Source organism: Peribacillus asahii, from assembly GCF_004006295.1.
GTDB classification, from domain to species: Bacteria; Bacillota; Bacilli; order Bacillales; family DSM-1321; genus Peribacillus; species Peribacillus asahii_A.
The window spans coordinates 3,240,124-3,261,939 of record NZ_CP026095.1 but is presented as its reverse complement, the minus strand read 5'-3'; the positions used below and the strand labels follow the sequence as shown (position 1 = coordinate 3,261,939).

Annotated in this window: 22 protein-coding genes and 1 other RNA gene; 18 read left to right on the top strand and 5 right to left on the bottom strand. The window is 38.3% G+C overall.

The features are described 5' to 3' along the window. Positions 1–12 precede the first annotated feature (12 nt). From BAOM_RS16055 to BAOM_RS16010, 10 genes are all read left to right on the top strand, one after another. Positions 13–1,275, top strand: a complete 1,263-nt coding sequence (locus BAOM_RS16055; RefSeq protein ID WP_127761139.1) for a ribonuclease H-like domain-containing protein — start codon at positions 13–15, stop codon at positions 1,273–1,275. A gap of 236 nt (positions 1,276–1,511) precedes the next feature. Then, entirely contained in the window at positions 1,512–1,967 is a 456-nt protein-coding gene (locus BAOM_RS25390) for a CotD family spore coat protein (RefSeq protein ID WP_286676277.1), read from the top strand. A 60-nt stretch (positions 1,968–2,027) separates the two neighbouring features. Then, positions 2,028–2,576, top strand: coding sequence for an SLOG family protein (locus BAOM_RS16045; protein WP_127761138.1), 549 nt, complete (start codon positions 2,028–2,030; stop codon positions 2,574–2,576). Positions 2,577–2,777: 201 nt separating this feature from the next. Next, entirely contained in the window at positions 2,778–3,092 is a 315-nt protein-coding gene (gpsB, locus tag BAOM_RS16040; RefSeq protein WP_127761137.1) for a cell division regulator GpsB, read from the top strand. 73 nt (positions 3,093–3,165) lie between these two features. Beyond that, an RNA gene (rnpB, locus tag BAOM_RS16035) (RNase P RNA component class B) lies at positions 3,166–3,554 on the top strand. 180 nt (positions 3,555–3,734) lie between these two features. Beyond that, positions 3,735–5,804, top strand: a complete 2,070-nt coding sequence (locus tag BAOM_RS16030; protein ID WP_252282556.1) for a sensor domain-containing protein — start codon at positions 3,735–3,737, stop codon at positions 5,802–5,804. 12 nt (positions 5,805–5,816) lie between these two features. Next, positions 5,817–6,956, top strand: coding sequence for a THUMP domain-containing class I SAM-dependent RNA methyltransferase (locus BAOM_RS16025; RefSeq protein ID WP_127761136.1), 1,140 nt, complete (start codon positions 5,817–5,819; stop codon positions 6,954–6,956). A 111-nt stretch (positions 6,957–7,067) separates the two neighbouring features. Further along, the gene (locus BAOM_RS16020; protein ID WP_127761135.1) at positions 7,068–7,280 is read left to right on the top strand and encodes a site-specific integrase; all 213 of its coding nucleotides are present in this window, start codon (positions 7,068–7,070) and stop codon (positions 7,278–7,280) included. A gap of 15 nt (positions 7,281–7,295) precedes the next feature. Then, the gene (locus BAOM_RS16015; protein ID WP_164853265.1) at positions 7,296–7,991 is read left to right on the top strand and encodes a tyrosine-type recombinase/integrase; all 696 of its coding nucleotides are present in this window, start codon (positions 7,296–7,298) and stop codon (positions 7,989–7,991) included. Between the two features lie 1,199 nt (positions 7,992–9,190). Continuing rightward, positions 9,191–9,742, top strand: coding sequence for a recombinase family protein (locus BAOM_RS16010; protein WP_127761133.1), 552 nt, complete (start codon positions 9,191–9,193; stop codon positions 9,740–9,742). Positions 9,743–9,894: 152 nt separating this feature from the next. On the opposite strand, the gene BAOM_RS16005 is transcribed toward BAOM_RS16010, so the two are convergent. Continuing rightward, entirely contained in the window at positions 9,895–10,305 is a 411-nt protein-coding gene (locus tag BAOM_RS16005; RefSeq protein WP_127761132.1) for an endonuclease domain-containing protein, read from the bottom strand. Positions 10,306–10,368: 63 nt separating this feature from the next. Here BAOM_RS16005 and BAOM_RS16000 point away from each other — a divergent pair, with 63 nt between their 5' ends. From BAOM_RS16000 to BAOM_RS15990, 3 genes are all read left to right on the top strand, one after another. Further along, complete coding sequence (locus tag BAOM_RS16000) at positions 10,369–10,581, top strand: helix-turn-helix transcriptional regulator (RefSeq protein ID WP_127761131.1); 213 nt, start codon at positions 10,369–10,371, stop codon at positions 10,579–10,581. A 149-nt stretch (positions 10,582–10,730) separates the two neighbouring features. After that, the gene (locus BAOM_RS15995) at positions 10,731–11,864 is read left to right on the top strand and encodes an FtsK/SpoIIIE domain-containing protein (protein ID WP_127761130.1); all 1,134 of its coding nucleotides are present in this window, start codon (positions 10,731–10,733) and stop codon (positions 11,862–11,864) included. After that, positions 11,861–12,619: a replication-relaxation family protein gene (locus BAOM_RS15990; protein WP_252282555.1), complete on the top strand. Its 759-nt coding sequence runs from the start codon at positions 11,861–11,863 to the stop codon at positions 12,617–12,619. Before BAOM_RS15995 ends, BAOM_RS15990 begins: the two co-directional genes overlap by 4 nt. Before the next feature lie 35 nt (positions 12,620–12,654). Here the strand turns inward: BAOM_RS15990 and BAOM_RS15985 are convergent, their stop codons facing one another. Next, complete coding sequence (locus BAOM_RS15985) at positions 12,655–13,653, bottom strand: DUF3231 family protein (RefSeq protein WP_127761128.1); 999 nt, start codon at positions 13,651–13,653, stop codon at positions 12,655–12,657. A 581-nt stretch (positions 13,654–14,234) separates the two neighbouring features. On the opposite strand from BAOM_RS15985, the gene BAOM_RS15980 reads away from it, so the two are divergent. From BAOM_RS15980 to BAOM_RS15960, 5 genes are all read left to right on the top strand, one after another. Next, complete coding sequence (locus BAOM_RS15980; RefSeq protein ID WP_127761127.1) at positions 14,235–14,600, top strand: GNAT family N-acetyltransferase; 366 nt, start codon at positions 14,235–14,237, stop codon at positions 14,598–14,600. A gap of 434 nt (positions 14,601–15,034) precedes the next feature. Continuing rightward, entirely contained in the window at positions 15,035–15,334 is a 300-nt protein-coding gene (locus BAOM_RS15975) for an HU family DNA-binding protein (RefSeq protein ID WP_127761126.1), read from the top strand. Positions 15,335–15,564: 230 nt separating this feature from the next. Continuing rightward, positions 15,565–16,086: a hypothetical protein gene (locus BAOM_RS15970; RefSeq protein WP_127761125.1), complete on the top strand. Its 522-nt coding sequence runs from the start codon at positions 15,565–15,567 to the stop codon at positions 16,084–16,086. Between the two features lie 425 nt (positions 16,087–16,511). Next, complete coding sequence (locus tag BAOM_RS15965) at positions 16,512–16,712, top strand: cold-shock protein (protein ID WP_119115303.1); 201 nt, start codon at positions 16,512–16,514, stop codon at positions 16,710–16,712. 218 nt (positions 16,713–16,930) lie between these two features. Then, a complete protein-coding gene (locus tag BAOM_RS15960; RefSeq protein WP_127761124.1) occupies positions 16,931–18,850 on the top strand; it encodes an ATP-dependent DNA helicase in 1,920 nt (639 codons plus the stop codon). A 150-nt stretch (positions 18,851–19,000) separates the two neighbouring features. Here the strand turns inward: BAOM_RS15960 and bioA are convergent, their stop codons facing one another. The 3 genes from bioA to BAOM_RS15945 are packed head-to-tail and all read right to left on the bottom strand — an operon-like array spanning position 19,001 to position 21,715. Continuing rightward, the gene (gene bioA, locus BAOM_RS15955) at positions 19,001–20,380 is read right to left on the bottom strand and encodes an adenosylmethionine--8-amino-7-oxononanoate transaminase (protein WP_127761123.1); all 1,380 of its coding nucleotides are present in this window, start codon (positions 20,378–20,380) and stop codon (positions 19,001–19,003) included. Beyond that, positions 20,364–21,083, bottom strand: coding sequence for a dethiobiotin synthase (gene bioD / locus BAOM_RS15950; protein WP_127761122.1), 720 nt, complete (start codon positions 21,081–21,083; stop codon positions 20,364–20,366). Before bioD ends, bioA begins: the two co-directional genes overlap by 17 nt. A 35-nt stretch (positions 21,084–21,118) precedes the next feature. Continuing rightward, positions 21,119–21,715 (bottom strand): biotin transporter BioY, encoded by a 597-nt coding sequence (locus tag BAOM_RS15945; protein ID WP_127761121.1) that lies wholly within the window; start codon positions 21,713–21,715, stop codon positions 21,119–21,121. Positions 21,716–21,816: the final 101 nt, after the last annotated feature.

Below are 21,816 nucleotides of genomic sequence, written 5' to 3'. Positions count from 1 at the left end.
GTGTATGATATTTTGTCATTAAAATCGAAATTAAATCGTCTTAAGCCGCATATGAATAGAGAGGTGGAGCAGAATTCGCTTCAGACAAAGTCGGAAGAAAAAGCAATCCATCAAGTCGACATTCCATATGAAGATAAATGGCATCAAAATGATACAAGCTGTTATCATTTTGATGAATCTTATTGTTTTATTCGGGAAGTCCGCTATCCGCTTGATTATCAGCATGGTCGTTACTCTTTCTCACAATTACAAACTATTATGAAACAGTGGAACGCGGTGTCTTTTGATCACCCTCTATCTGGGAAGGGACTGGATAGTGGAGATTTATTCTTCTTTGATACTGAAACAACAGGGCTTAGCGGTGGTGCAGGAAATACGATTTTTTTGCTCGGGTATGCCTATGTAACGGAAACAGAAGTGATTGTGAGACAGCACATTTTGCCGCAGCCAGGTCATGAAATTCCCCTGTATCAAAGTTTTTTAGAGCGAATTAATTATGAAACACTCGTTACCTATAATGGTAAATCTTTTGATTGGCCACAGTTAACGACACAGCATATGCTCATTAAAGAGCATGTGCCGAAGCTTCCGGAGTTTGGTCATTTTGATTTGTATCATGCTTCAAGACGACTTTGGAAAGATCAATTAGAGCGAGTTAAATTATCCGTTGTTGAAACAGATATTCTTGGAGTTGAACGAGTAAATGATATCCCTGGTTATTTAGCTCCAATGATTTATTTTGATTTTGTTGAGCGGAAGGATCCAGAAATTTTATTTGGAATTTTGAAGCATAATGAGTTAGATATTTTATCGCTGATTTCTTTGTACATTCACATTTCGAGACAAATTTTACAAATGGATGGGCATACCGATGAATCTATTAAAGTCGCTCGCTGGCTTGATTACATTGGGGAACAAGAAGTCGCTGTTTCAACGTATGAAGCAGTGAGAAAGTCAGGAAGTAATGGAGATCGGTTAACTGCTAGTCATGCTCTTGCTTTTCAAAAAAAACGTCATAAGCAGTTTCAAGAGGCCCTGGATCTTTGGCAAGAGATTGTGAAACATGGCAATTCGCAGCAGCGAATAGAAGCGAGTATTGAATGTGCAAAATTACACGAACATCAATTTAGGGACGTTGCTTTGGCTCTTGAGTATACGGAAAAAGCTTTGCAGGAAATAGAGAAAAGCATAACAAAGAAAAGCGTGTCTAAATGGCAAGAAGATCTTGAAAGAAGAATTCGTCGTCTAAAACGTAAACGAAATCATGATGGTTAACACTGTACTGTATTGAAATAATAGAAGGAAAGTGGAGATTGGAAGCATGTATAAAACGACTTTAGTTTTATTTTTTGTTGTCCTTTGCCTAACGATTATTGTTTTAACAACGTTTAAGGAGAGTTTCTATTCTTTCTTATAAAGAAAAATTAGGTCTTTTCATCAGTACACGTGTACCTTTCGCTTCATAGTCTGTAAGTGTAAGGCAAAACTAAGACGAAAGGGGACACTTTTATATGTTTAATCGTAACTCGGGCGGCTTTAAACCATTTCCTGGAAAGATGCCTACAAACGTTGCAGGTGCTGCAATGGGAGGAGCACCTTATTGTCCACCAACGAACGTCTCGCCGGCACAATTTGGCCCTATGCCAACTAACGTCTCGCCAGCACAATTTGGTCCTATGCCAACTAACGTCTCGCCAGCACAATTTGGTCCTATGCCACCTCAAGCTTTACCAACACAGGTTGCTCCGGCACAAGTTTCACCAACTCAACAGGTAGTAAAAACAAATGTAATGAATACGGTTGTTCCACATGTTCATCCAACACATACAACGACTGTTAATAAACATGTGTTTACGCATCAACATTATTTTCCTCAGACACAATCGGTTGTGAATCAGTGCTTTAATCAACAAATGGTATGTTGTCCGCCGCCTCCGTGTTGTCCACCGAGACCATTTGGATTTTAATTGATATAAGGGCAACGTTGCCCTTATATCCATACATAAGAAGGGGATGTAAAGCATGTAATGAAGGTTTTGTATGTGACAGGCTATAAAGCTTTTGAATTTGGTATTTTTAAGAATGATCATGAAGCGGTCAAATATATAAAAAAAGCAATTAGAAATCGTCTGCAGCCTCTAGTGGAAGAAGGGCTGGAGTGGGTCATTATTTCTGGGCAGCTAGGAACAGAATTATGGACAGCTGAGGTTGTTTTTGAATTGCAAGAGGAATATGTTGATATCAAACTTGGTGTTTTATTACCATTTTTAAAGCAAGAAGAATCGTGGAATGAGGTAAATCGAGCCTATTATGAATCGATACTAGCACGAGCTGATTTTGTGGACGCTATTTTTAAAAGGCCTTACGAAGGGCCACAGCAATTACGTATTAAAAATGAGTATATGATTCAAAAAAGTAATGCTATCCTGATTATTTATGATGTAGAAAAAGAAGGGTCACCGAAGTTTGCTTATTTTGCTGCGCTCAAGCGGCATGAACAGGAGGAATATCCGATTTTGGTTATTAGTTTAGATGACCTTCAGCAGGCCGCTGAAGAAAGCGAGTGGACAGATTAATCGTTAGCGTACATTGTTTCACGTAAAGCTCCGGTGACGAATATTGTTGATTTATGCGATTTTGGATTAAATGAGCCAAAAATCAACAATATTATTTACAGAACCTGACGTAAAAATGATAAGTTTCGTTGACAAATCCGTAGAGATTTGAAAAAATATAATCAAATTAGATGATTAGCGAAAGTATTGAGGTGAAATCTTATGCTATCTGATAAGATCAAATTAACGGCTAAAGATATTTTAGAGAAAGATTTTAAAACAGCTATGCGCGGTTATAAACCAGAAGATGTAGATCAGTTTTTAGATTTGATTATAAAAGATTATGAAGCCTTTCATCAAGAAATTGAAGACTTGAGGCAGGAAAATCTTAAATTGAAGAAACAAACGGAGACTGTTACACCCCAACGCCCGGCACAGCCTGTACAAAGCACGTCTCCAGGGACAACAAACTTTGATATCTTGAAGCGTCTATCCAATCTAGAGAAACACGTTTTTGGCAGTAAATTGTTTGACTAGGAACTGAGTTTTTTAGTCTGTCATTAATTTCTATTGTTTTTTATTATGAAATTAGATATAATTATTTATGTTGACGTTTGGGTAATTGCTGTAGCATTTTTGCTATAGAGGAAAGTCCATGCTCGCACGGGCTGCGATGCCCGTAGTGTTCGTGCCTGGCGAAAAAATAAGCTTGGGCAACAGTTGAACTGTTGACGGCTGGGAAAATGCCTAAGTCCATTTCGGATATGGCATGAATACCTATAAAAGTGCCACAGTGACGTAGCCTTTCTAGAAATAGAAAGGGTGGAACGCGGTAAACCCCACGAGCGAGAAACCCAAATTATGGTAGGGGCGCTTTCTTTCTTGGAAATGAACGAGAAGAAGGACAGAAGCAATTGTTTCTGTAGATAGATGATTACCACCAAAGTACGAGATGATAAGTCGTTTGCAGTACTGAGGAACAAAACATGGCTTATAAAACGTCTTCATACATGAATGGCAACCTATAACTCTCCTTTTAATAAGGAGAGTTTTTGTCTGTTGGCTAAACTTTCATAAATGAGTAGGTAAATGTACTTGAACCTCTACACGAAATAAGTAAAATCGCTTATTATAAGGAGAAGTGTAAATTAAATCGGGGGTTTGAAGGAAGTGACAGACATGCAATCTAAAATCACTATTCCAGATATTTATTCTTTATTACAATCTGCGCTGCAACAAATGGAAGAAGGCGCACTTGTTTTTTCACAAGATGGAAAAATTCTCGACTCTAATAGTTCAGCAGAGATTATTACAGGGTATTCAGGGTTTGAATTACATACGGTATTTTTTTCGTCCTTGTTATCGAATAGAGAAGACTATTTATCGATTCGCAAGGCACTAGAGAAGGAAGTTTATCATATTAATTCATTCGATATGGTTCGAAAGAATGGAGAACATTATACGAGTAAGATTAAAATTAGTAAAACTGAGATCGGTCAATCGACACAGCTTTTTTTAGTTACTTTTGAGAATAGTTCTTTTCAAAGTAGAGCAGAGCAAGAACTATTAGTTGCTAGAAAAATATATGAAAACATTGAAGAAGGCGTGTTATACACCGACCATAGAGGGAAAATTCTATCTGTTAATCCTGCATTTAAAATCGTAACAGGGTATTTAGAAGAGGAAGTGCTCGGAAAAAACCCGAATATTTTGCAATCGGGTTACCATCAAGCTGATTTTTATCAAGCGTTGTGGAAGGATGTTCATGAAAAAGGATATTGGAAAGGGGAGATTTGGAATAAGAGAAAGAATGGTGAGATTTTCCCCGAATGGCTCACGATTAGTTCTGTTTCCAATGAGTATGGCCGTGTAACGAATTATGTAGCTGTATTTTCCGATATTACAGATCGCAAGCAAAAAGAAAAACAAATTCAAAAGCTATCCAATTATGATGCATTAACAGGTACGACGAATCGTTATATATTATCTCAAGAGTTACTGCGGCTGATTGAAACAGCTAATAAATATAATCAATTGCTTGCTGTTTTATTTCTTGATTTAGATCGATTCAAAGTGATTAACGAAACATTAGGGCATAATTATGGAGATTTATTATTAAAAAAAGTTGCCTCTCGTATTAAAGGGATGTTAAAAAGTAAAGATTTAATTGCACGTTTTGGCGGTGATGAATTTGTCATCGTTTTGCCGAATATTAAGCATGCGAAGGAAGCCGTTCAAATTTCAGAGGATATTATACAGGCTTTGGAGCAACCTTTTTTGCTTGATAATCAAGAAGTGTATGCGACGACGAGCGTTGGTATTTCCTTATATCCACATGATGGTGATGGCGTAGAGGTATTAATTAAAAATGCAGAAAAAGCGGTGCATAAAGCAAAAGAGAATGGCGGAAGCAGCTTTGAATTATTTTATGAAGAACTGCAGCCCTTTAATAAGTCGAGGCGCATCATTCTTGAAAATGGATTGCGAAAAGCGATAGAGAATGAGGAACTAATGCTCTATTATCAGCCGCAAGCTTCTTTGAAGACCGGACATCTCACTGGAGTGGAAGCGCTTTTACGTTGGCATCATTCAGAATTGGGTTATATTTCTCCAGGGGAGTTTATTCCAATAGCTGAAGAAACAGGGTTGATTATTCCAATTAGTGAATGGGTTATTAATCAAGCTTGTGAAGAGGTTAAGCGATTACATGTTTCAGGGCATACTAATCTTAAAGTTGGGATTAATATTTCAGGTGTGCACTTTAGTCAAAGTGATTTTTTGAAAAGGGTAAGTGAAATTATTCAAAATACAAACATTAATCCATATAATGTGGATTTAGAATTAACAGAAAGTATGATTATGCCTAATGCAAAGGATTCCATTGATAAGTTAGTGAAGCTTAAGCGAATGGGTCTGAAATTATCGATTGATGATTTTGGTACAGGCTATTCATCCCTTAGCTATCTTCATCGCTTTCCAATTGATACATTAAAAATTGATCAAAGCTTTATTCGAAATTTAATGTCGGTTAAAGGAGACGCGGCGATTATCAAAGCGATTATTACGATGGCTAAAACACTACAGCTAGATATTATTGCTGAGGGAGTCGAAGATAAAAACCAATTAGACTTTCTTGAGCAGGAGAATTGTGATATTATTCAAGGGTTTTATTTATCTAAACCGATCCCTTTTCCAGAGCTAGTACAATTTTTAGAAATGTGGAATCCGGACATGTTAAGCGGAAAGTAGGTGCTATACAAAATGAAATCATTTGACATCATTGCCACATCAGCAATGGGATTAGAGTCTGTTGTAGCCAAGGAAGTGCGTAATCTCGGCTACGAATGTACAGTAGACAATGGGAAAGTTATATATAAGGGAGATGCGGCCGCGATTGCGCGCTCTAACCTTTGGCTAAGAAGCGCCGATCGGATTAAGATTAAAGTGGGCGAATTCAAGGCAACTACATTTGATGAATTATTTGAAAAAACGAAAGCGTTAAATTGGGAAGATTATTTATCGGTGGATGCGGAGTTTCCTGTTAGCGGAAAATCTGTTAAATCTACTTTATACAGTGTGCCGGACTGTCAAGCGATTGTTAAAAAGGCTATCGTTGACCGCTTAAAGCATAAATATAAGCAAGTATCGTGGTTTACAGAGAGTGGTCCCCTTTTTAAAATTGAGGTAGCGATTTTAAAAGATATCGTCACGTTAACGATTGATACATCCGGGGCGGGGTTACATAAGCGGGGATATCGCAGCGGACAAGGTGAAGCTCCTCTAAAAGAAACAATGGCTGCAGCTTTAATTTTGTTAACCAATTGGCATGCGGATAAACCATTTATCGATCCGTTCTGCGGTTCAGGAACGATTCCGATTGAAGCGGCTTTAATTGGACAAAATATCGCACCAGGCTTTAATCGTGAGTTTGTATCAGAAAGCTGGGGCTGGTTTGATGCGAAAATTTGGGATGACGTACGTACAGAAGCTGAAGATTTAGCAAAGTACGATCAACCGCTAGATATTTCTGGTTCCGATATTGATCACCGAATGGTTGAGATTGCGAAGGCGAATAGTGTCGAAGCGGGACTTGGTGATCTTATTGATTTTAAACAAATGCAAGTGCGTGATATTTCAACGAAGAAGGAATATGGTGTGATTGTCGGCAATCCTCCGTATGGAGAGCGGATTGGAGAGAAGAAAGCGGTCGAAAAAATGTATCAAGAAATGGGGCAGGCCTTTGCTAAGCTCGATACATGGTCGATCTATATCATCACATCTCATCCAGACTTTGAGCGTCTGTATGGTAAACCAGCTACGAAGAAGCGTAAGCTCTTTAACGGATTTATTCGTACAGATTATTATCAGTACTGGGGGAAACGTCCGCCACGTAAAGGATGATATAGTGCGGGTTTGAGGCGTTAAAAGTATTCGGTGCACCTATTCCGTAAAGTATGCGTCATGTGTCCGCAATACTTTTCCGACAAATGAGTCGGAGGAGTTGTCGTAAAAATGATACTAAAATTTGCGGTAAGGGAGTTTTTAGAGGAGCGTGAGTTCGCTAATTTATCTCCGCATACGTTGAAAAATTATAAACGTATTCTATCGTCGTTCGAATCGTACTGCATTACAGATGAAGGAATTTCGAATGTGAAAGACATTTCACGAGGAACGGTTAAGGGCTTCTTAAGTTTTTGCCGCGGGGATTTAGGAAACAGTCCGTGAACAATCAACAGTAAGTTGCGTGTTTTAAAAGTATTTTTTAACTATTTGATTGCGGAAGAACTATGCCCTGGTGACGTAGATTTATTTCGGAATATCCGGTTTAGCAAAGTAGACGACCGAATTGACGCATTTATAGACGCACACATTAAACAAATATTGAGGTACTTTGATAGAGAATCGCGCAACAAGCCGTTTCACGCGTATAGAAATAAAATGGCGGTAGTTTTTGTGCTTGGTACTGGTGTGAGGCTCGGCGAACTGTGTAATTTACGCTGGAACAACATTGATTTTGAAAACAATCTTGTCGAGGTATACGGAAAAAAGCGTAAAGTAGTTAGTATCCCTATCGCCAATAAGTTACGAAAAGAATTGGCAGATTATTATGTGTACCTACAGTCATATTACGGCGGGAAGCCGAGTCAATACGTGTTTTGTGCAATCAATAAAAGTCAATTATCGCCAGATACTTTAGCGTCGGTGTTTAAACGATTGAAGCGTCTTTTTAACTTTGATGACGTGCGATTATCGGCGCATACATTTCGACATACTTTCGCTTCTAAAGCGTTGAAAAATGGCATGAATGCAATTACATTACAGCGTATATTGCGCCATGAGTCGCTTCAAATGACACAACGGTATGTTGATATGTGGGGATCGGATTGGAAGCATCATAACGAGAAATATAATCCGTTAAATGATATTGATTTGTAACACGCATATTAGCGTCACTCTTCGGAGTGGCGTTATTTTTATATTAGGCTATTAAGGTAACGTTCCAGGCAACTAAACGTAAGCAATTACGTAACCTTTGCGGCTGTTATTCCGGTACACTTCGTAAGTCATTAGACGGTCTTATACGGGGCTACAATAGCGGAGCTGTACGAGGAAGAGGAAGGCTATAACGAATATTAGCGAAAAGTAAACATCACTAGAATACATACTAAGGTATACGCAGACAAGGGCTTGCAAGGATTTCCGCAGGTTAACATTGCTTAATTTTTACTGCATTTTTCAATCGGTCTACATCGGTCGTATTACGTGCATGATGCTCCTGGGAGACGTGTCCTTAAATCATTTCGAGCGCTGGAAATCGGAAGTAACCGCGCGACCTTTGTTAATATTGAGCAAATACTTGGTGTAACAAGCTTTGAGGCACGCTGCAGATGTCGTATTATGTCCGATTTAAGGTTCCGATTTTCCTGCACCACGCACGCCCTAAAACGCTTTGAAAAAGGTAACATAACGTAATGGATTCCGCATATCTCCGCATCTGCACGAGGCGCCTACCGGATGACCCTCGCTAAAACTCAAGGGGTTCCGATTGTTGCTGAAATAGTATATATCGCAAGGCTAATCGACATCATAATTTAACATTTATGGAATGGTTTTTTTCAACTAACAGCACAGGTTTCTTTAATTAACGTTCATACTAAGAAAATGAAAAGTGCTGAGGTGGGTTTATGTTAGGTTGGATTTATGATTATTTCATCAACACTTGGGCTTTCCCTGTGGTACTGTTTGGTGGAATTGTGGCAATAGTAACTATTTGTCTTAAGAAATCAAAGAAATAGGAGTAGTTAGAATCTTCCCTTGTCGGTATCATATCTTATAAATTATAAAACTTCATAAAAGGTATTTTTTCTAAATTAAACAAATACCTTTAACACTTGTCCTACTTACAGCATAAAATACGTTGCCTCCAAATATTTTTCACTTTATCCTTCTGTTTATATAGAAAAGACTGACTGTAAAGTCAGTCTTTTTTATACCTAATTTTATAAACACTAATTGCTAGTATCGGCGTCATAACTTAAAAGTATTGACACCGTTTTCGCGATGTATTATTATCAAGGTATCAAAAGGTTTCATAACTTAGTTCCATAAGTCAGGGCGGAAAAAGGGGCGGTTTTATGAAATACGGATATGCAAGGGTGTCAACAGTTTCGCAGGATTTAGAATCACAGTTGCAGGCGTTAGAATCGGAAGGCTGCAAGAAGATATATAGCGAAAAGTTTACAGGCACGAAAGCAGATAGACCGGAGTTCCAAACCCTATTATCGGAGCTAAAGCAAGGCGACACGTTAGTAGTAACAAAGCTGGATCGGTTTGCAAGGTCGGCGAGTGACGCCATACAAATCGTTAGAGAGCTATTTGAACGGGGCGTAAAGGTTCATATACTGAATATGGGGCTAATCGAGAACACGCCTACTGGGCGCCTTATCTTTACGATAATGAGTGGCTTTGCTGAGTTTGAACGGGATATGATTGTGGAACGGACACAAGAAGGTAAAGCCATCGCTAAACAACGTGAAGACTTCCGAGAAGGACGGCCAAAGAAGTATGGCAAGAAACAATTAGAACACGCAATGAAGCTGTTAGAAACGAACTCATATAAACAAGTTGAAGCATTAACAGGAATTTCGAAATCAACGCTAATCAGGGCAAAGAAGTCGGCTGAATAGGAGCCGGCTTTCTTTTTGCGCATTTTCCCCAAGCATACCCCTTCGAAATCCCCTCGCCTGGCCTTCGCACCTTACTCATATCAAAAAAACATTTCAAAAATTATTTCCATATATTTATCAAGTCGAAAAAGTTTTTCATAGTATTCCAGAACTCAAGGGGTTCGCGCCTCTTTATCAATCTTCGTAATAACCTCGTTAAGCCTTCTATTTATTCTCGATCCACTAAAACGCAGCACCTTCCAGCCATGCTTACGTAAATAAGCGTTTTTCCTGCGGTCATGAGCTCTTTGTTTCGGCGAACTATGAAAGGCGCGGCCATCACATTCTATGGCTATACGGTATGCAGGAAGCGTTATATCTATCCTGTAGGGGCCACACGGCGTTTGCGTTTTTACCTCATAACCGTTGTTTACCAGCGCAATATATAGTCTTAATTCAATCGGACTTTCGCATTTAGCTCGTTGATCGTCGATAACCTCAACCGGCGCCAGCAACGGTCTAACTTTTATATATAACGCAATCGGACCGGCAAGTATAGCGAAAAACAATACATAATTTAACATATAGTTTCCTCCAAAAAGGAAAAGTAACGGATTATGTCGAAATGGTTTTACGAGGTGACGGACATGCCTATAAGAAATCGGCTAAAAGCACTGCGCCATGAATACCGTATGAATCAAACAGAGTTCGCGGAGTTTCTCGGTCTAAGCGTTTACCAATATAATCGCTACGAGAAGGAAGCACGGCAGCCAACGCTTGAAGTCGCTCTGCAGATTAGCGAAAAAGTTGAGCGACCAGTAAACGAAATATTTTATCGAATAGAAGGGGCGCAAGAATAGAGCGTCCTTTTTGCCATTTTGGCAAATATTTATTACGGACAGGCAATTTTACAGTAGTACCTACATAAGTATTTATCAAGTAGCTACTCATTTAGCATTACCGCAAGGGCAATCGTTTGGTTTTTATCAACGGGAATAGGGGCATTCCTATGAGTTTATTCGCGCAATATAAAGCACGTAAGCAGTTTGTTTATGTCTTTCGATTAATCACAGATAAAATACCTCGTATTCATTCCGTATCTATCTCCACTAATGAAACTCGCTATTCTTTTACCATTCCAACCGGCACCAATCCCGAAATCTTACTCGATAAAATATACGTATTTAAACAAGTTCTATCTAGCGAAAATATTGAAATAGAAGGCGATTCCAAACGCTTGACGCTGACAGTTTATCGTAAGGGCTTGCCGAAGCTAGTTAAGTATAGCCTAAGGGATTGGAAGCCAATTGTTGCGGGTATGAGCTTGCCTTTCATAGTTAGAAGCAATAGGCACGGTGAGCTAATCGCCTTTGATATGGCGAAGAATCCCCATGCGTTACTAAGTGGTTTCACAGGATTGGGCAAATCATCGTTACTTAGAGCCGTACTAACTACGCAAATGCTAACAATGAAGCCTGAATCTATTCGATATATTTTGGGGGATTTAAAGAGGAGCGAGTTCCGTTTGTTCCGTAATCATTCTCATGTTGACAGCGTACATGTTGAGCCTGCGAGTTTATCGCTTGCGTTAAAACGAGTCAAGGCAGAGATGCAAAGACGCGGCAACCTACTCGACAAGCACGAAGTTACACACTTTTCAGAGCTGTCAGAGCCGTTGCCATGGTTTGTTGTCGCAATAGATGAAGTGGCATTACTGCGGCAGGAAAAGGATTGTATGGCGATAATCGAGGACATTTCGAGCATTGGTCGGAGCCTCGGCGTTCTACTTATCTTATCAATGCAGCGACCTGACGCAACCATCCTACAAGGACGCCTCAAAAATAACTTAACTGTGAGGATAAGTGGCAGACAGAGCGATAAAATTAACGCAAAGGTGGCCGGTGTGCCTGGTGCTGAGCTAATCAAGCCAAGCGAGAAGGGACGTATGATTTACGTATTAGATAAGCCGGAGGAAGTGCAGGCGCCGTGGTTAGAGTATAACGGGGCTAAGCGATTGCTACAGCCCTTTAAACGGTATGACGTCGTACCGAACGAGGAAATACAGCTAGCAAATACGAAATCAGTTTCGTATCCTGCCAAAGAGTTCACATTCGGATTGTTAGACGAGGAGGCATCGCAATGAAAGAGCGTGACCGTGCTATTATAGCTGACCTTGCATGTTTCCGTGTGCTTACTCGCGACCAAATCGCAAGCCTTCACTTTGCTAATGTTAAAAATCCGATAACGGCGGCAAATTCTACTTTGCTACGGTTATATCGTCAAGGACTAATTGACCGATCCGCAAACTATCAACCTTACTTATACTTTCCGTCGGATGGCAGTATTAAGAAAGACAGCGCGAAGGTTCCTCATTTCCTGGCGATAGCTGACGCTTATCTCGAATTATGCCAGTATGCCAAGCCGAGCCATTTCGTTGTTGAGCCGAAGTATGAAAAGGGATTAGCTGAGGCCGATTGTTTCATAATATTCAAGGGCAGTCCGTTATTTTTGGAAATCCAAAGGTCAACGTACTCCGAAAAAGTCATGGCGGATAAGATTGCAAGATATGAGGCGTTATATGATTCGGGTTTAATTCAGTGTGAAGCATGGCAGCCGAAGGTGCGTAAAGTGTTTCCAGCGGTGTTAATCCTAACGCAAACGAGGTATGCGGTTAGTAGTTCTAAGTTTCCTATAATCCAGGCGGCAAGTATTGCGGACTTCATGAGGACAATGAGAGTGCCTGAGCCATTTAAGGAAGCTGGAAGGTGTTCGAATAAAAATAGGGTAACAAAAAAGGGCGACCGTCATTGGCCGTCCTTTTACTCGTCGAAATTGCGGATTTACAACGTTAAGAGTTTCCATCATAAAATGCCAACTCAGGATTTATCTTTTTACTAAAGCTACCCGTTAGTTCAACAAATGCAGACTTCTTTCTATCTGTTTTCTCCTAAAGCTTTTCGAGCTGTAGCTTGAGGAGGTTGCTCCATCCACCCATTTTTTATCATAATATTAGCAGCATCTTCTAAATATTTGGCTGTTTCCGCCAATAAACGTGTAAAATGTAGCCCAATATCTCGTCTGTTACATAAACCTATTGCAGAGCCGTACTTGCTTATGAACACAGCACCTATTGTCATAATGAAAAACATCATCATTTTATCGCTAAAAGGGGGTATGGTTGAGTTCGTTACTTCAGATTCGTAAGTTGTTAGGGAAGGCAAATCATCTTCTCTTAGTAATGATGTAAATACCTCAATGTGTTTATCACACATTTCCTTTCCTCTAATAAAAAATTCACGAAGGTCTTTTGATTTTGCTATTTGACTGTACGACATGAGCTTTGCTCCTGCCAAAGCTCCCCCTCTAATATTAAAAACTAATTGATTGATTTCAATCGCATTTAAAGGTCTTCTATCGCCAAACCAGCCCGTTAAAAATCCTTGTTGATGTACAAAATCTGCTTTTTCGGGTATAGGAATAGTTGGTGCAGAATTTGCCAATCCTCTTTTTACCAATAAATCTTTACTTTGATTATAAAGTTTTGTAGTTAAAGAAACACAATGAGTAAAAAAGTCACGGACATCCACTCGAGTTGAATTCACTAACGAAAGACCGTAAAACTCTAATCCATTCTCAGCTAAAGCATTATATTGAATAAGAGCAAATTGATCGGAATATAACCGAGGGGCATTTAAATCTACATCTTCTTCAGTAAATCCTAATGGTAAAGGAAAGTTTTCTTGTTTTAATATTTCTTCTACATTGACAACAATCTCCTGCGAAATTTCTAATGTTAATTCTATAATGGAACAAATCTCTTCATCCTCACATTTTTTCATGTAATAAGGTATAGAAAAAATATACATTAAATTATTCATATACGTTGTCCAGAGATTTGCAATTTCTGAAGCATTTAATTGTATTTTCATCATGACCCTCCATCTGCCTCAATGTATTTAATAATTTACCCATTTTTTAAAAATAAAAAACGAAAACAGGAAAATGTGTAGTTTATAGAACATTTGTTTGTAATGTTTTTGTACAAAAGTGTCCGAAAATGAAAAGACGCGCCTATTGTATTGTAGCGGCGAAAAAAATTTCGTAAACGTGTTCGAAAATAAGAGGTTGTCCTTATGATATAGTACCGGGCGAAAAAAATTTTACGGAAGTGAACCAATTGCGAGGATTTCGAGCGGATATCTTAGGTGAGGCGAAAAAGTTTTGCTGAAATGTCCCAAAACGGAGAGGTGCGGTGGGTACTATAGGTGAAGGCTAAAAAGTTTCGCTAAAGTGAACCAGAAACGGAGGTGGCAGGCGGATACCTTAGGTGAGGCGGAATTATTTTCACTGATTTGTCCCAAAACGAATTACAGCGAGCGTAACTAATAAGTGTAGAATAAAAAAATTTTCAACTGTTTTTCCGCGTCATATAAGGCTTTTGGGAGGTTTTCGGAAAAATAGGATTCCGAGCTTGGGGTATTTTTCACGTAAATATTATTGAAGGGGTAAAAACGTGGTGTGTTATGGCGTATTTAATGACGGTCAGTTGTTTGGATATTATTTAGTGCACTTTGAAGGAGTTCAACCGAACATGTTACCCCGAAAAGCTCAATTAGACACGGCTGCATTGGCCAAATGTGCTGTAATAAGTTCTTTTTTGATTCATCCAGACTTTCGAGGAAGATCACTTCAAAAAAAGTTGACTGAAAAGGCGGAAATAGAAGCGATAAACAGGGGGTTTTTGCACATGGTTGTAAACGTAAGAAGTGATAATAAATTTTCAAAAGGTAACTTTGAAGATAGTGGTTATATTAATCTCAATCCGAGTAAAAATTCTACTAGGCGAAGAATAGAAACTTATATTAAATCATTAATTTAAGTTGATTTGAGGACCCGATATTTATCACACAATTGGTAACGAGGAGCACAACGAAATACCTTCGAATTAGGGGCAAGCTACAACAGCTGGCCTCCTTTTTATTTACACAAATTTAACGAAGGAGTGACGGAAATGAACGAAAAAACAAATGTTATCACACGCAAGGGCAGTCAGGTTTCTCGCTTTTAGAGTCAGTTGTTTTAAAGTACCGAAGCCAGGCATCGGTTAAGCCAAGAACTAGCAAGCTTATAATCAGCTTAACGAATAACTTTGCAATCAACAATGAAGGCGGAGAAATTGACCATAGACAGATGGAAAAGATAATGAATTATTTAGTAAAAGAAATCGAGGATACAGGTCGAAGAGGTGCTTAATATGACGCAGGATGGCTTTTCGGAGCTGTCGCGCTCTTTTTAATTTAAGGAGGAATCGGAATGAATAAGGAATCATTTGTAAAAGCAATCGCAGTAGATTGCGGATTTTCACAAAAGAATGTAAATAAAATGCTGGATTCAATGGAAAAAGTGGTAATCGAAACGCTGAAAAACGGCAACGAGGTGAAGTTAATCGGATTTATGACTGCGAAGCCAGTCGGTCGAGCTGCGAGAACAGGGCGAAACCCACACGATAATACTCTGGTTAGGATTCTGGAAAAAGTCGACGTATTCATAAAGCCAGGCGAAAACTTGAGACGAGCCGTGACGGGGGTGAAATACGAAGATTATGCGAAATAGACTTGCTTGAGAAACGCATTCTGACGCAATTAACTTTGTTTTTGCGAAGCATTGCCCGTTCGATGCAAAATAGAGCGCCTTTATTAACGAACAAAATAACGAAAAATACACGCGAAATAGGTGGAACGCAACGAAACGCTAACGATAATACTGGGTTAAATTACCTTTTAAAATACGTTTGATTGAGATTATAAATATATATGTATACATCGTTAAAAGGAGAGGGCAACATGATTCGTACATATAGAGACTTAATCGAATTCTTAAATACAGAGGGAGAACGCATAAAAACTGCTGCGAAAAAGCTCCCGTTTGGAGAAAAAAGAATTAGAGTGTTATTAAAAGATGCGGGGTACAGCTTTGACAAATCCATAGGTAAATGGCGATATACAGGAGAAGGTCAAGCGCCGAATGATGAGTTACTATTAGGAAAACCTCGTGAAGAAGAAACTGAGACTTTACCTTCCGCACAACCTACTAAAGAACAGGTCGCTCCTGCGGTATTTACATCGGAACAAGTAGCGGCTATACAAGAGATTTTAAGAGAATATTTAGCAAACGCAACTCCTTATTCACCTGCGCTTCATGAACGTGTAATGGAGCTGCCACGCGAGAATTGGAGGCGAGTGACACTCCAAGTTGATGCAAGTGTGCTCAATAAAATTGACAAGTTAGCGCAGAGAACTTGGATAGACAAGGCAGCGTTAGTCACTCTTGCTTTATCTGACTTTGCAAACAGATACGAAGAATGATAGTCGAGGAAGTCGTTCGATACGGTATAAAATAACGCAAATTATCCATCTACAATACTTTTTTATCCGTACCTTTTATGATATTCTGAACATGCGGAAAAGTATTCGGTGCAGTGTGTCCGCAACACTTTCGGAAAAAGGGTCGTAAACCCGCTCCGAAGAAGCGTAAGCTCTTTAACGGATTTATTCGTACAGATTATTATCAGTACTGGGGGAAACGTCCGCCACGTAAAGGATGATAGGTCAATTTCTGTAAAAAATATGGTTGTGGGTGTTTGATAATTCGTTCCAACCTTGCTTATCATTCCCTTTTCTGCTATTCTAAAGAAGAATTATTTTTGTTCTAGGTTTAAGGAAAGCCCTTAATATTTCATGAGCAAGGATAGTAATACAATGTGTCGTAAGCGCACTAGGAGGCAACAAAAATGGAACAAGGTAAAGTAAAATGGTTTAACGCAGAAAAAGGTTTTGGATTCATCGAACGTGAAGGTGGAGACGATGTATTCGTACACTTCTCAGCAATCCAAGGCGAAGGATTCAAAACATTAGAAGAAGGACAAGACGTGACTTTTGAAGTGGAACAAGGTCAACGCGGACCTCAAGCTTCTAACGTTACTAAAGCTTAATTCTAAAACACAGACAGACTCTCCAATTAGGGAGTCTGTTTTTTTTATGTAAAGCTGCTAATCCATCATACTGTTTAGCGTCCAATTATGTAAAAATCTTGACCATTTTAAAAAAATAAAGGATAATATAAATTTGTCTTAGAATATATACTACATAGGAATAATTGACTGTTCCTTTATAAAAAATAGAGAAGATGTTAAACAAAGGGGAGACAAAAATGCTTAAAACACTACCTTTTCCAGTTACTAAAGAAGATTCTTTTTATGATAAACTTTCCGAATGGGTCGGTGATGTTTTTTACGATATTCTTCCCGATAAAGGCTTTGAGCTACGTGATGAGCAAGTTTTTATGGCTTTTCAATTAGAAAAAGCATTTAAGGAAAAGAAGATAAGCTTTGCTGAAGCGGGGGTTGGAACAGGGAAAACCCTTGTGTACTTACTTTATGCGCTCTGCTATGCGCGTTATACGAATAAACCAGCGATTATATCTTGTGCAGATGAAACGCTAATTGAACAGCTTGTTAAAAAAGAAGGAGACATTCAAAAGATTAAGGATGCTCTTGGTATTACGATGGATGTACGTTTAGCGAAATATCATGATCAATATGTGTGCTTAAAGAAACTGGATCATGCAGTCAATCATATTGATTCAGAAGGGATTGATCGATTGTATGATGAATTACCTAGCTTTGTACATGATCATGGATCTATGACTTCCTATACTCCTTATGGAGATCGAAAGCAGTATCCATATTTAGATGATGAAGACTGGGGCCAAGTTGGTTGGGATGCGCTGCAAAACTGCTTTACTTGCGATAAGCGTCATCGTTGTGGACAAACATTATCACGTGACTATTATCGAAAAGCAGCAGATCTTATTATTTGTTCTCATGATTTCTTCATGGAGCATGTATGGACAAAGGAGAAGCGTAAACGAGAAGGTCAATTGCCATTGTTGCCGGAGCATAGCTGTGTGGTTTTTGATGAAGGTCACTTACTAGAATTATCTGCTCAAAAAGCACTTACCTATAAAATTGGTGAGCAAACACTAGAAACAGTGCTAGAGCTTTTATCTGCGAATCAAGTACGTGAAGAAACTTTATTTATGATTGAAGACTTAATTGATATTAATGAAGAATTCTTTTACCTTTTAAAAGAAAAGGCGGTTCATGTTAGCGGTTCAAATCGATATGAAATTCCTTCATCGACACAATTAACAAGCTTTGCTCTTACATTTCAGCGGCAAATTGAAAAGCTGGAAGAAAGTTTAGTATTTGAAGCAGAAATGTATACGATTAATGAGTATGATTTGAATGTTGTTGAAGAATATTTAGAACAACTCGGGTATTCGTTATCGCTGTTTGCTAGAAACGAACAAGCAATTACGTGGTTTGAAGAAAATGCTGAAACGAAAACGCTCGTTATTATGCCGCGTCTTGTAAAAGATATTTTAGCCGAGCAAGTATTTAATAAACAGCTTCCATATATTTTCTCATCTGCTACGTTATCGGATAATCAATCATTTGAGTATATTGCTGATAGTCTTGGGATTCAAGATTATTTAAGTTTTTCTGTTGAATCTCCATTTGATTACGATGAGGTAATGGATATTTATATGCCTGCTTTTGAAGAAAATCGAGGGCAAGATAAGCTGCAGTATACGTTGAAAACGATTGAAGAAAATGAAGGAAAGACACTTGTTCTTTTTCAATCGAAGGAAGAATTGCAATGGTTCCGTGAACATTGTTCAGAAAGCAGCTATCCGCTTTATTTTGAGGGAGATGCAGAAATCAGTGAACTTGTGAAAAAATTTCAAGAAGAAGAGCAGTCTGTTCTGCTTTCCTATCATTTATGGGAAGGGTTGGATGTACCGGGATCATCGCTTGAAAATGTCGTCATTTTCTCTTTGCCGTTCCCGCCTCATGACCCCGTTTTCACAGCGCAACGAAAAGCGGTAGATGAGCCGTTTGAAAAAGTAGATATGCCGTACATGTTATTACGATTAAGACAAGGAATTGGTCGTTTAATTCGAACGAGTGAAGATAAAGGTTCTGTCCATATTTTACTTGAAAAAGATGTGCAGCCAGCTGTAGTTGAAAAAATTGTTTCTGTTTTACCAACAAAAGTACAAGCCTAGAAAAAAAGTCAAGGTGGATCATATAAGCCGCCTTGACTTTTTTAGGTTTTGTTAAACAATATTGTTGATAAAATGAGTAAAAAATCAACAATGTTCTATAACAAGGCCTTCTTTATAATATAATAAGAGGGTTTTTCATTTTATTTGTATTTATTGGACAGATGTATAGTGAATCATGGCCTCCTCAATGGATTGATAGACAATATCAACCATTTGCTGTAGTTCTTCTTGTTTCATAGCTAATACTGGCATCATCGTAATAACAGGGCCTAGTTCGCGAATGATTAATCCTTTTGATCGAGCTATCATAATAATTTGATTAACAATTGGTTCATGAACAGAAAATGTTTCTTTCGATTTCCGATTCTTCACAATTTCAATTCCGACCATTAATCCGCGCTGTCTAATATCGCCGACAATTGGAAGCTCGTAAAGTTTAGATAAATATTGATTAAATGCTCTTGCTTTTATTTGAATATTTTTGACTAGTTCTCTTTGTTCAATTAATTCGATATTTTTTAGGGCAATCGAACAGGCTAATTGGTTTCCTGTATATGTATGGCCATGATAAAACGTTTTCTGTTCTTCAGGATTTCCTAAGAAGGCATTATATACTTTATCGCTTGCAATTGTGGCAGCTAATGGCATATAGCCTCCTGTAATGCCTTTTGCAATACACATAATATCAGGTACTACCTGTTCTTGTTCACAAGCAAAAAGAGTTCCGGTACGACCGAATCCTACGGCTACTTCATCGCAAATTAACAATACATCATACGCTCGGCATAATCTTTCCACTTCTTTCAAAAATCCATGTGGCTGCGTAATCATACCAGCTGCTCCTTGGACTAAAGGCTCGATAATTAACCCGGCAATATGCTCTGATTCTGCCTGTAACAATTCTTCAAGTCTGTGCAGGCAATAGCGTTTTACTTCTTCTTCATTGCCGATTTCATCCATTCGATAGGTATACGGACAAGGGATTGCAATTCGTTCAAATAAAAGCGGCTGGAAAATTCGATGGTACAAGTCCATTCCTCCAACGCTGACTGCTCCAATCGTGTCTCCATGATAAGCCTCATCAAGAGAAATAAATTTGTTCTTATGTTTATATTTTTCTGAATCGATATTTTGCCAGTATTGATAGGCAATTTTTAAGGCAATCTCAACAGACGCTGACCCTGTATCTGAGTAAAACACTTTAGATAAGTTTCCTGGAGTGATTTCTGCTAGTTTTTTTGCGAGTAAAATAGATGGCACATTTGCTGAACCAAGTAATGTAGAATGAGAAATTTTTTCGATTTGTTCATGCAGCGCTGAATTGAGCTCAGGATCACTATGACCGTGTACATTGACCCAAAGAGAGGCATATCCATCTAAGTAAGCTTTTCCTTCTATATCAAAGAGGTAGCTGCCTTTTCCTTTTTCAATAATTAATGGGTTATTTTGAATATACGATTTCATTTGAGTGAATGGATGCCAAACATATTCTTTATCCCATTGTTCTAATTGTTTATTTGTGTAGGACACAATTAAACACCTCCTGAATTTGTGTAACAAAATGATTATTTTGAACCAGTTCTTCAATGAGTTGGTCCATTTCTGTATGTATATTTTCGAAATTTGGCAAACAAACAAGCGGTGAAACAGCTATTAATTTTTCAATTGTTTGCACATTATCTTGATGAATCTCATTCGTATGATTGAACCGATTAAAGATGATAGATTGGATGTTTAATTGACATACTTGTGCATATGTAAAAGTAGTCAAAGCGTCGTGAATAGCACCTAACCCACTAGGGGAGACAGCGATAATCGGCAGATCTGCATCTATTACTAAATCTTTTGTCATGTAAAAACCTGTTTTTTGTTCAAGTAGTGGAACAGCCAATCCTCCAGCTCCTTCTACAAGGACTACATCAAACTCTTTTTGTAATTGTTGAATTCGATTTAAAATCCGTGGGATATCAATTTCTTGCTGAGTTAATCGGATTGCGAGATGAGGAGATGTTTCTGGTTTAAGCTGATAAATTCCTGAATTCTCTACTCCTAATTCCGTTTCAAACCAATGGAGATCTGGATAACCTTGTATATCTTCTCTATATCCAGTTTGAAAAGGTTTACAAATCATTGTTTTAACGCCTAATTGATTCAGTGTTTTATACAAGAAACTCGTTACCACTGTTTTTCCAATATCGGTTCCTGTTCCGGTTATAAAATAAGCTTGTCCCACTCTCTTTATCTCCTTTTCTATCAAGTAATGCACTCTTACAAGTAGTTTGTTTTCTGTTTATTCTCTGTCGGTTGAGCTGCCTGTGAATCTAATATAAAACGTCGAATTTGAGGTTTTAGTCGATAAATTAAGATAGAGCATATAACACAAAGTAATAAATCACCTGGAATTGGTAAAATCATGCCGAAGAATAAAGTGTCTTGAATGGATAAAGGTTTTTCTATAATCCATTTCATAGAACCATAAAGCCATGCACAACCAAATAGGTATACGACCGAAAGTGTGGCTGCATTAGCTAAAAAAATAGAAAATATCTTTTGTAATTGTAGTTTTTGAATGAGATATCCGTTTAATGCAGCGCCGGCAATATAACCTAATAAGTAACCAAATGTAGGTTTGAAAATATAACCGAAACCGCCTCCTTCAGCAAAAACAGGTACTCCAATAAGTCCAATTGTTACGTAACAAATTTGACTTAACATACCGATACGAGGTCCTAATAAAGCACCAGCAAGGTAAACAGGCACAATTTGGAGTGTGAATGGTATGTACGGGATTGGAATTTTAATATAGGCTCCGACAACTGTTAGAGCGGTAAATAAAGAAATATAGGCCAATGTTTTTGCCCTCACATAAAACACCCCCTTTCACTGCATTTTAGTTTGCACTATTTAGTTTATAATGTCAACTTAAAAATAAATAGGTTAACAATTAGGGCGAGGATTTTTTTATC

Bases quoted from the DNA above. Each gene is read 5' to 3' on its own strand.
- BAOM_RS16030 (WP_252282556.1), top strand. From the start codon at position 3,735: ATGCAATCTAAAATCACTATTCCAGATATTTATTCTTTATTACAATCT.
- BAOM_RS16010 (WP_127761133.1), top strand. From the start codon at position 9,191: ATGAAATACGGATATGCAAGGGTGTCAACAGTTTCGCAGGATTTAGAA.
- gpsB (WP_127761137.1), top strand. From the start codon at position 2,778: ATGCTATCTGATAAGATCAAATTAACGGCTAAAGATATTTTAGAGAAA.
- BAOM_RS15995 (WP_127761130.1), top strand. From the start codon at position 10,731: ATGAGTTTATTCGCGCAATATAAAGCACGTAAGCAGTTTGTTTATGTC.
- BAOM_RS15970 (WP_127761125.1), top strand. From the start codon at position 15,565: ATGATTCGTACATATAGAGACTTAATCGAATTCTTAAATACAGAGGGA.
- BAOM_RS15965 (WP_119115303.1), top strand. From the start codon at position 16,512: ATGGAACAAGGTAAAGTAAAATGGTTTAACGCAGAAAAAGGTTTTGGA.
- BAOM_RS16020 (WP_127761135.1), top strand. From the start codon at position 7,068: ATGATACTAAAATTTGCGGTAAGGGAGTTTTTAGAGGAGCGTGAGTTC.
- BAOM_RS16000 (WP_127761131.1), top strand. From the start codon at position 10,369: ATGCCTATAAGAAATCGGCTAAAAGCACTGCGCCATGAATACCGTATG.
- BAOM_RS25390 (WP_286676277.1), top strand. From the start codon at position 1,512: ATGTTTAATCGTAACTCGGGCGGCTTTAAACCATTTCCTGGAAAGATG.
- BAOM_RS16045 (WP_127761138.1), top strand. From the start codon at position 2,028: ATGAAGGTTTTGTATGTGACAGGCTATAAAGCTTTTGAATTTGGTATT.
- BAOM_RS15975 (WP_127761126.1), top strand. From the start codon at position 15,035: ATGAATAAGGAATCATTTGTAAAAGCAATCGCAGTAGATTGCGGATTT.
- BAOM_RS15990 (WP_252282555.1), top strand. From the start codon at position 11,861: ATGAAAGAGCGTGACCGTGCTATTATAGCTGACCTTGCATGTTTCCGT.
- BAOM_RS15985 (WP_127761128.1), bottom strand. From the start codon at position 13,653: ATGATGAAAATACAATTAAATGCTTCAGAAATTGCAAATCTCTGGACA.
- BAOM_RS16005 (WP_127761132.1), bottom strand. From the start codon at position 10,305: ATGTTAAATTATGTATTGTTTTTCGCTATACTTGCCGGTCCGATTGCG.
- BAOM_RS15960 (WP_127761124.1), top strand. From the start codon at position 16,931: ATGCTTAAAACACTACCTTTTCCAGTTACTAAAGAAGATTCTTTTTAT.
- BAOM_RS16025 (WP_127761136.1), top strand. From the start codon at position 5,817: ATGAAATCATTTGACATCATTGCCACATCAGCAATGGGATTAGAGTCT.